Source organism: Novosphingobium marinum (assembly GCF_013408095.1).
GTDB lineage: Bacteria > Pseudomonadota > Alphaproteobacteria > Sphingomonadales > Sphingomonadaceae > Novosphingobium > Novosphingobium marinum.
In genome coordinates, this window is record NZ_JACBZF010000018.1 from 1 (window position 1) to 7,251 (window position 7,251).

Genomic DNA, 7,251 nt, shown 5'->3' on the forward strand with positions numbered 1-7,251 from the left:
ACTGCTATACCTCGTTCTCAATCACGCGGCCGAAGAATGGAAACGGCCGCCGCGCGAGTGGTTCGAGGCCAAAACCCAGTTCGCCATCATCTTCGTGATCAGGAACGGTCTGATGAACGAAACCGGCCTCGCGCACAAAATTACTGACAGGCCCGGGCGCGTCTCGCCGCATCACTCCGCTGACGCTCGCTAACGACCTTCTGGCATAGCTTAAGGAACTGCTGGTGCGACATTGGCCCCTTCGCATGGTTCACCAGGGCACTGCAGATGCGGAAGTCCATGCTGTTCGTGCCAGTATAGTGATCCACGCTGGGATATTGCCCGCGCTGCAAATGCCTCCGCCTGCCACCGGTCAGCGGCAAGTCGTGGTTCAGCCGGTTCCATTCAAGCATGTCTCCAGTGTAGAAATCACGTCCTGCACTGATAAGCACCGCCTTGTGAATGCGCTCACGGTAGGCGTCGATTGCTGGCTTGTTTGGCCTCGCGTCACGCTGACGACAACTCTGCGCCTGTTTCTCCAACCACTCGGCATACCGCGCGCAAGGAACATTGAGCGCACGAACAAAGTCCGGCGCAGGGTAGGGGTGTTCACAGGCCTCGCCACACTTTGGCATCCCTGTCGTGTAGCCCGGCCACGCTTGCCAGACGGTAAAAGGCGCGACGCGTTCCCGAAGTGTCGCGTCCGAGTCGGCCAATCAGGCTCTCGATTCAAAGAGCGCGGCGAATTGAACGATAATTCCGTGCGAGCTGGTGGAACTGATTCAAATCGTGCGGCTGATCTTGCGCGCAATATGGGGTTTCGATCTTTCAGGAACGCATATCCACGCAACATCGCCACTTCGGGAACACACCGCCGATCTTTCGGGAACGGTCCGCTCGAACTTTCGGGAACACATATCCGACACTTCGGGAACGCCGCAAACGCACGACTCGCGGGTTTCAGGGCGTTACAGGGCACGTCCCAGCCTTTAACCTGTCTAACAGATTCATAACCCCTCTAACCTTTGCAGAAGTCTGTATTTATGAAAGAATTGTTTGAAGAGTCTTTGCTACGACCGTTTCTGTCGTAAACACCCGTCAGGATCGGCATATGGACAAATTACCTCTATTGCCCGGCGTTCCTGAAGACCGGGTCCGTGCGATCCTCGAAAAGGCTGGCGGCAACGAGATCGCTTCCGGCAAATTCGCCAGCCCGCAAAGCAGCGCCGCGCTGGCCGTAAACGGCTTTGGCTGGTTTCTCGATCGGCCGGGCGACCTCCCGCCATTTCCGGGTCTGGAGGACTGTGACTGGCCGGCCATCCGCGTCAATGCCGAAGAGCAGATGCGCTTTCCCTGGAGGGGAGGGCGCCACCCCTGGCTCGATGCTGCCGTCGAGACGCAAAACTGCCTGATTGGTGTCGAATCCAAGCGTTACGAGCCCTTCCGCGACCGAAAAGAGGCAAAGCTCTCCGACGCCTATGGCCGCGATGTCTGGGGCGAGGAGATGGCGCAGTGGTGTGCCATGCGTGACCTGCTGCGGGCAGAACCACGCCGCTACCGCTATCTCGATGCGGCGCAGCTGGCGAAACACGCCTTCGGGATCAGCACGCAGGCCCACAGATGCGAGAAAGAGCCGGTTCTGCTGTATCTCTTTGCTGAACCGCCCGATGCCGCCAGCCCTGAAATCTTCGCCGCCCATCGGCACGAAATCACCGACTTCGCCGACCGCGTGAGGGGAGGGCGGGTCCGCTTCGCTTCATGCAGCTGGGCGGAGTGGTTGGATAACTTCGCCGGAGAAGTAGCCGCTCACGGAGAACGGGTGCGGCAAACCTATCGAATCTAACTCGAAGCGCCGTGTTTTTCCGTGAGGCGCTTTAGCCGGACGCGGAGGAGTGCATTGACGGCGCTCTTTACCGCTTCTCCACGGGCATTCAGAAAGATTGCGGAGCCATCATATGGGATGACGGAAACGTGAGCGAGGCGCATTTCTTGCAGCTTGTGACCAACTTCTTGGACGTCGGCATAGGAGGTGTCGAGTTTTCTGGCGATCCCGTCATATCGCCAAGATTTTCCTTTTGAGCAAAGGTTCAAGACGTCGCGCTCAAATGGCGACAATGAGAGAGCGATGTCTGCTGCCTTCTCATCTGAAATTGTCGGCGTTCGGCTCATGTTGACCTCGTATGGCAGGCGCTCGTTGATTTCTCGTTTAATTTTGATCTCTTGGGAAAAAGCCTTCTTAGTACTATCAATTGATCTAGGATTGGTCATGAATCTTGAAGTTGGCAAAGGGTAACATGGTCTGGTCGAAGGAAATTGATGCATCTGCGGTGTGGATCAAGGTTGTCGGTATGCTTCAGCAAAACTGGGCAATCATCCACGAAACCCGAGAGAGCGTGACGGAGATCCTTTTCTTCGATGACGCTTCAAGAATTTTCGACAAGGTAATCTGCCGCGATACTACCACTGCGATCAACGATTTGAAACGAAACAGGTTTTCTGAACAACTAACCGGCTGACGCCGGTAGGTTCATGGCTTAGGGCTGAAGCCGTGTTTATGGGTATGGCGGTCGAGATATCGCATGATGATGTCGTTGGTGATGTTGCCGGACGTGGTCGAGAAGTAGCCGCGTTGCCAGAAGCGCTGTCCCCAGTAGCGCTTGCGGATGTGCTCGAACTCTTGCTGGATCTTGCGCGACGAGCGCCCCTTGGCCCGGCGCACGAAGTCGGAGACCGAGACATGCGGCGGGATTTCAACAAACAAATGTACGTGGTCGCGTGAAAGCGCCCCGTTGATGATCGTCACACCCAATTCGGCACAGACCTGGCGGATGATCTCGCGTACCCGCAGGCGAACCTCGCCATGCAGCACCTTGAACCGGTACTTGGGTGCCCAGACGAGATGGTAGCGATGATGAAAGGTCGTGTGGCAACCGGTCGAATAGCCCATAGCAGGTATCCTCGGGAAAGTGAGACTTCACGCCCTCCAGGCGGTCTCACTTTCCCGAGGATACCTGCTATCGAGCGAGTCCGTGGCTGAAGCCAGTATCCGACTGAAGTCGGAGGGGTTGCTCCCCATGCGTGACGCTAAATATGTCGATGATCCGTCATATGCGGAGTTCATAGCGTTACTCCGTAGTCCGATAGTGATGGATCGGATGCATCGGCGACCAATATACTCCAGCGGTGAATATTGGCACTGATGGCCGCAGGCGACTGGACCACGCAGCAGATCGACGCGGCAGTGGCGGAGTATTTTGCCATGCTGGCCGACGATCTGGCGGGTATCCCCTACAACAAGGCGGCGCATAACCGGCAGTTGCAGGCGCAGACCGGGCGCAGCAAGGGTTCGGTCGAGTTCAAGCACCAGAACATCAGCGCGGTCATGCTGGGGCTCGGCCAGCCCTGGATACCGGGCTACAAACCGGCTGCGAATTTTCAGGCGGCGCTGGTCGATGGCGTGCTGCGCTGGCTTGACCGGCGCGAGGACTGGCTTGCACCCCGCCCGAGCGCAAATGCCGTGCGCGAAACAGGGGCAGGGGGCTGGATCGGATCTCCGGTAGAGGCTCTGCTTGAAATCGGCCCGGTCCCCTCGCAGCGCAATGAGCCGCCGCCGGTCGATCCCGAATTCATGGCGAAGATCGGTCGCAAATACGACGTGGCGACGCGCGATGCGCGCAACCGCGCATTGGGCAAGGCGGGCGAGGAGCGGGTGCTGGCCCATGAACGAGCCCGGTTGCAGCAGGCGGACAGAGCCGACCTTGCCCGGAAAATCCGCTGGACCTCTGTGGAGGATGGCGACGGCTATGGCTATGACATCGCCAGTTTCGAGGCTGACGGAAGTGAACGCCTGCTGGAGGTGAAGACCACCAATGGCTGGGAGCGCACACCCTTCCACCTGACCCGCAACGAGATCACCGTAGCCGAGGACCGGCGCGACCACTGGCATCTGGTGCGTGTGTGGGACTTCGCCCGCACCCCGCGCGCTTTTGAACTGCGCCCGCCGCTGGAGGTGCATGTGGACCTGACCCCAACAAGTTTTCTGGCGGCGCTGCGGTAGGAGTGGCCAGTGCGACACATGAACATCATCGTTGCGTTGTCGATCCTCGCGGCACTGTGCGGATGCAGCGAGGGTAATCAGGTGAACGACAGGGGGACCGGCGGAACAGGCCCCGTCTCATGGGCCAGGGGGCCAAACGACTGCTATTGGGAGCTGCCATCGGATGGCGGCTCGACGCAGCTTGCAGCGTGGGTGCTGGCCGATCTCGACGGGGGCAGCGGGACGGCACTGGCCTTTGCCGATGGCGCGAAGTTTCCCGATGTTCCGATCGGTGATGACCTTGCCGTTCGTCTGATCGCTGACGGCGATCGTTCCCGCAGTTCGATGACGCGGGGCTTTCACCCTGAAGGGCAGGGCGCATACATGCTCAGTGCGATGCTCGGCCCTTCGCAGAGGCTGGTTCTTTCAGGAGCCAGGGAAATTTCGATTGAATACGACGGGCGGATTGTTGGCAGTGTCACCGCCGAGGGATTTCCGACGATCAAGGAACTGGCGGTTTGTGATCGTGGTTAGGGCCCCGACGATTGGCTGCTTTCCTCCAGCGCGGTTCCCGAAGCTGAATTTCAGGATACGACAATATTGTGTTGAAAAAGTCGTGTGGGGCCACGGAGCGACTCGTTATCGGCAATATTGATTCAGAGCATGCGCGTTTTTTGAATCATTGCTGCGCCAGACTGATGGATCAAGCTTCGTTTGTTGCTGATGAAAACTGGCCTCGGAGTTTTTCAACACAATAGACAACATTGCGGACATTAATAAGATGGGCGACAGTGAGCCGGTGGTAAGCTTTCACACTTCAATAGGCTCAAGGTGGATTCCGCCCTTTTCATTTGACGGCTTGTTTCATCGAAAGCTGCTAAATGCGAAGGTAAAGCAATTGCGCGATCAGCCGCTCCATTGGAGTTGGGCAAGGTCCAGCGATTGGCCGCGCCAGCGAATGATTGGCAGCGATTTTCAGCACGCTCGCGAGGGTGGCTTCGGATTCGTCGTCGAAGTTGCAACGGACCGAATTTTTCTGGTTCCACGCGGTTGGGAAGAGCCCGAGTGGGGGCTTGCGAGCTACGACCTTGAACGTGAGCGCTGGCGTGACTTGGGGGATTTTGAGCCGGCCCCAGAACATTGGATATTCCCCGAGGCTAAGGAACGCGCATCGCCATAGTTGTAGCGTCCGCTTCCGACGACTTGTCGCCTCACCTGGAAGCTGCCACCGCGCCTAAATGCCGTGTTGTACTGGGAGACAATAGGGTAGTGTCCGTATAGGGACAAATATCTTGCAAAATCCTATTAAATAGGCCACATACGGCCAATGGAATTGGTAATTCCCGATCAATTGTCCACCCTTGGACAACGCATCAAGGCGCGGCGGGTGGCGTTGGGGCTGACGCAGAAGGCGGCTGCCGAGCGCTCCGGCGTCGCCTATCGTACCTGGCGGCGGATGGAGGGGGAGGGCAAGGCCTCGATCGAGGATCTGGTCCGCGCCGCCATCGCGCTACGCTGCGAGCAGGATCTGGCGCGGCTGTTCCCCGAACCTGCCGCCAGTAGCATGGACGAATTGCTGGAGCGCCAACGGCAGGCTGAACTCATGCGCCGCAAGCGTGGACGGAGAGCGCGGCTATGAAACTCGCGCCCGGAACGCCGCTCGATATCCTGCTGCTGACCGACGAGGGTGCAGAGCCGCAGCCAGTCGGCAGGCTGGCGATAGCGGATGGTGTCGCGCAGTTGGAATGGTCGGCAGAAGCGATTGCGGCAGGGCATGTGCTGGCACCGCTCCACTATCCGCTCGAGACCGGTCTGCACGCCGCCCGTACGCGCGAATTCGGCGGGCTGCATGGATTTCTGGCCGATAGCCTGCCCGATGCCTGGGGCGCCTTGCTGCTTAAGCGGCGTTTGCAGAAATTGGGCCATCGCTACGAAGACCTGAACCCGGTCGACCGGCTCACGCTGGTCGGCAGCCGGGGCAGGGGGGCGCTGACCTTCCGCCCGGCCACGCTGGATGCAGGCGAGGGGGCAGGCGCTATCGACCTCGACCTGCTGGCCGATGAGGCGCGGCAGGTGCTGCTGGGCGAGGAAGGCGAGCTGGACGCCTTGCTGGAGCGGCTTGGCGGCGGATCGGGCGGCGCGCGGCCCAAGGTGCATGTCGGCATCGCTGCTGACGGAAGTCTGCGAGCGGGTGATGAGCTGGCGGGGAAGGGGGGCAACACCTCCACGCAAGAATGGCCAGAGGAATGGATCATCAAGTTCCCCGCTCTCACTGACCCCGCCGACATCGGCCCGGTGGAGGAAGCTTACGCCCGCATGGCGCGCGCAGCGGGTGTGACGATGGCCGAAACGCGGCTGATCCCGTCAATGGGCTGCGCGCATTTCGCCACCCGCCGGTTTGACCGGCTCGCTCCCGGCAAGCGGCTCCACATGGTCAGCCTGGGCGGTGCGGTGGAAGCATCGCCGCATATGCCCAGCCTCGATTACGATGGCTTCCTGCGCGCGGTGCTGGCGATCACCCGCGATGTGCGCGATGTGGAGCAGGCCTTCCGCCGCATGGTGTTCAACGTGCTGGCCCACAATCGTGACGACCATGTGCGCCAGCATGCCTTCCTGATGGACGGGAAGGGCGTCTGGAGCCTCGCCCCCGCCTACGACCTCACATACTCCCACGGGCCGGGCGGAGAGCACTACATGGCAGTGATGGGCGAGGGGCGGGACATAACCCTTTCTCATGTCGAGGCGCTGGGCACCCGGCACGGGATTGCGAGCAAGCGGATCGCGGCAATCGTGGGCGAGGTCCGGTCAGCTCTGGCGGACTGGAACGCCCATGCGGATGATTGCGGCGTCGATCTATCGCGGGCCGAGATCGGTGAAGCACTGGCCCGCCAGGGCCGGGAATTTGTGGGTTGATTGTCGCAGCGATCGCGGCAGATTCTGGCAGAAATGACCTTCGTCAGACGTTTGCAAGCGGGATCACTTCCTTCCAGAATCGTGGTCCGACCACCATTGAAGATCGGTGGCCTCGCCGCGCTCAGTAACAATCTTCTCAAGCAGTTCCGCAGTCTTCTCGATCTCCTGGCGAGTGTCGATCTTGCTGAACCATTTGCGGATCGTAGGCTTGCTTGGTTCAATGAAAACCGGGCCTGTCAGTAATTTTGTGCGCGAGGCCATATAGATGGAATGGAAAGGACCATCGATATGGCAATCGACAAGGATTTACTGGATCAGCTTCT

The 7,251-nt window shown here is 59.6% G+C and carries 10 protein-coding genes; 8 read left to right on the forward strand and 2 right to left on the reverse strand.

Going from position 1 to position 7,251, the window contains the following annotated elements; genetic code table 11:
* Together FHS75_RS17770 and FHS75_RS17630 are read left to right on the forward strand one after the other, a co-directional pair.
* A partial coding sequence (locus FHS75_RS17770) for a hypothetical protein (RefSeq protein ID WP_218845332.1) occupies window positions 1–193 on the forward strand: 193 nt, incomplete at its 5' end.
* Between the two features lie 897 nt (window positions 194–1,090).
* Window positions 1,091–1,822, forward strand: a complete 732-nt coding sequence (locus FHS75_RS17630; RefSeq protein WP_179408962.1) for a PGN_0703 family putative restriction endonuclease — start codon at window positions 1,091–1,093, stop codon at window positions 1,820–1,822.
* Here the strand turns inward: FHS75_RS17630 and FHS75_RS17635 are convergent.
* Window positions 1,819–2,247 carry a hypothetical protein gene (locus FHS75_RS17635; RefSeq protein ID WP_179408963.1) on the reverse strand — a complete coding sequence of 143 codons (429 nt, stop codon included), beginning with the start codon at window positions 2,245–2,247 and terminating at the stop codon, window positions 1,819–1,821. The two genes, FHS75_RS17630 and FHS75_RS17635, sit on opposite strands and share 4 nt — an antisense overlap.
* 26 nt (window positions 2,248–2,273) lie before the next feature.
* Between FHS75_RS17635 and FHS75_RS17640 the strand changes: the two genes are divergently transcribed.
* Window positions 2,274–2,495: a hypothetical protein gene (locus FHS75_RS17640; protein ID WP_179408964.1), complete on the forward strand. Its 222-nt coding sequence runs from the start codon at window positions 2,274–2,276 to the stop codon at window positions 2,493–2,495.
* Window positions 2,496–2,506: 11 nt separating this feature from the next.
* Here FHS75_RS17640 and tnpA read toward each other — a convergent pair whose 3' ends face one another.
* Window positions 2,507–2,926 carry an IS200/IS605 family transposase gene (gene tnpA / locus FHS75_RS17645; protein WP_179408965.1) on the reverse strand — a complete coding sequence of 140 codons (420 nt, stop codon included), beginning with the start codon at window positions 2,924–2,926 and terminating at the stop codon, window positions 2,507–2,509.
* A gap of 252 nt (window positions 2,927–3,178) precedes the next feature.
* Between tnpA and FHS75_RS17650 the strand changes: the two genes are divergently transcribed.
* The 5 genes from FHS75_RS17650 (at window position 3,179) to FHS75_RS17670 (ending at window position 6,928) form a co-directional block, all read left to right on the forward strand.
* Window positions 3,179–4,036, forward strand: coding sequence for a protein NO VEIN domain-containing protein (locus FHS75_RS17650; RefSeq protein WP_179408966.1), 858 nt, complete (start codon window positions 3,179–3,181; stop codon window positions 4,034–4,036).
* Window positions 4,037–4,054: 18 nt separating this feature from the next.
* Window positions 4,055–4,549 carry a hypothetical protein gene (locus FHS75_RS17655; protein ID WP_179408967.1) on the forward strand — a complete coding sequence of 165 codons (495 nt, stop codon included), beginning with the start codon at window positions 4,055–4,057 and terminating at the stop codon, window positions 4,547–4,549.
* Between the two features lie 247 nt (window positions 4,550–4,796).
* On the forward strand, window positions 4,797–5,195 hold the full coding sequence (locus FHS75_RS17660) for a hypothetical protein (protein WP_179408968.1): 399 nt from the start codon (window positions 4,797–4,799) through the stop codon (window positions 5,193–5,195).
* 147 nt (window positions 5,196–5,342) lie between these two features.
* The gene (locus FHS75_RS17665; RefSeq protein WP_179408969.1) at window positions 5,343–5,654 is read left to right on the forward strand and encodes a helix-turn-helix domain-containing protein; all 312 of its coding nucleotides are present in this window, start codon (window positions 5,343–5,345) and stop codon (window positions 5,652–5,654) included.
* Window positions 5,651–6,928, forward strand: coding sequence for a type II toxin-antitoxin system HipA family toxin (locus FHS75_RS17670; RefSeq protein ID WP_179408970.1), 1,278 nt, complete (start codon window positions 5,651–5,653; stop codon window positions 6,926–6,928). Before FHS75_RS17665 ends, FHS75_RS17670 begins: the two co-directional genes overlap by 4 nt.
* Window positions 6,929–7,251 lie beyond the last annotated feature (323 nt).

Excerpts from the sequence above, each read along its gene's own strand:
- FHS75_RS17630 (WP_179408962.1), top strand. The coding sequence starts at position 1,091 with ATGGACAAATTACCTCTATTGCCCGGCGTTCCTGAAGACCGGGTCCGT.
- FHS75_RS17635 (WP_179408963.1), bottom strand. The coding sequence starts at position 2,247 with ATGACCAATCCTAGATCAATTGATAGTACTAAGAAGGCTTTTTCCCAA.
- FHS75_RS17640 (WP_179408964.1), top strand. The coding sequence starts at position 2,274 with ATGGTCTGGTCGAAGGAAATTGATGCATCTGCGGTGTGGATCAAGGTT.
- tnpA (WP_179408965.1), bottom strand. The coding sequence starts at position 2,926 with ATGGGCTATTCGACCGGTTGCCACACGACCTTTCATCATCGCTACCAT.
- FHS75_RS17650 (WP_179408966.1), top strand. The coding sequence starts at position 3,179 with ATGGCCGCAGGCGACTGGACCACGCAGCAGATCGACGCGGCAGTGGCG.
- FHS75_RS17655 (WP_179408967.1), top strand. The coding sequence starts at position 4,055 with ATGAACATCATCGTTGCGTTGTCGATCCTCGCGGCACTGTGCGGATGC.
- FHS75_RS17660 (WP_179408968.1), top strand. The coding sequence starts at position 4,797 with ATGGGCGACAGTGAGCCGGTGGTAAGCTTTCACACTTCAATAGGCTCA.
- FHS75_RS17665 (WP_179408969.1), top strand. The coding sequence starts at position 5,343 with ATGGAATTGGTAATTCCCGATCAATTGTCCACCCTTGGACAACGCATC.
- FHS75_RS17670 (WP_179408970.1), top strand. The coding sequence starts at position 5,651 with ATGAAACTCGCGCCCGGAACGCCGCTCGATATCCTGCTGCTGACCGAC.